The sequence below is a fragment of the Clostridium sp. C2-6-12 genome, assembly GCF_009928485.1.
Lineage (GTDB): Bacteria > Bacillota > Clostridia > Clostridiales > Clostridiaceae > Clostridium.
Map to the genome: position 1 here is coordinate 1 of NZ_JAABNP010000088.1, position 1,044 is coordinate 1,044.

At 27.8% G+C, this 1,044-nt stretch carries 1 protein-coding gene; it reads right to left on the bottom strand.

Annotated features, from left to right (window positions below; all coding sequences use genetic code 11):
• Window positions 1–26 precede the first annotated feature (26 nt).
• On the bottom strand, window positions 27–965 hold the full coding sequence (locus tag GXK56_RS27485) for a transposase (RefSeq protein ID WP_160693482.1): 939 nt from the start codon (window positions 963–965) through the stop codon (window positions 27–29).
• Window positions 966–1,044 lie beyond the last annotated feature (79 nt).

The window sequence follows — 1,044 nt, forward strand, 5'->3', positions numbered from 1 at the left end:
GTTATTCAAGAAAATATTCTTAGGAATCATAGATTCCAAGGATATTTTCTTGTTTTTATTCCTTGCTGTTTTTTATTAAATTCATCTACTAAGTATGCTAATAAAACCCATTTTATATGACGTTCGTATCGGGCTTGCCCATAGAGTCGCGGATTTTCTAAATTATATAATCCTTTTAATACTGAAAATAACTGCTCTATTTTTAATCTGTTTTTATATAATTTTGAACCAATAGGAGACTGAATAAATAAAGCATTTTCATATCGCTTATCAGCAAATGACTCAATACTTTTAGCCTTACGCATATTTATATCAGTTAGTAAATTAAAGTCTAGATTAGAAGCAATTTCAAACCATTCTGCTGAATCATATGCTGCATCTGCAAGTATTAAAAACGGGTTATAAATTTTAGCTTCATATAGTAAATCTAAAACTTGATTATCATAAACATTAGCTGTAGTCAAATCAAAAACTAAAGGAATTATAATATCCGTAACTGCTACAATACAGTGCAATTTATAACCTTTATAGTAACCAAGACGGGTACCCTTGCCGGATTTAGCTTCGCTATCGTATTTTGAACTTCTTAAAGCAGTTCCATCTATCGCACATAATCTAGTTTCAGGATTTATAAGCTCAACAAACATAGCATAAATACCATAATATATATGTTTCTCTAAGTTTTTAGTTCTTAACGAAAGCGTGGAATAATCTGGTACTTGATTAAGTTGAATTATAGATTGAAACACATAATCTTGCTTTATACGATATTCAAGTTCTCTCAAACTAAAAATGCTATTTTTAACACCATATAAAATACACGAAACTATTTGTTCATCTGAATACTTACGTGGTCGTCCTTTAGAATTTTTAGTATTTGAATTTAATTTAGTAAATGCAATTTTAACAGCTTCAAAAATTTTATAATAATCATTTTCGCTTTTAATATTTAGTGATATAATCATGTTTGAGTCATTCCTTATGTGATTTATTATGTTTTTAGCGAAATTATTATATCACAAAGGAATGGCTTATTTATTTTTT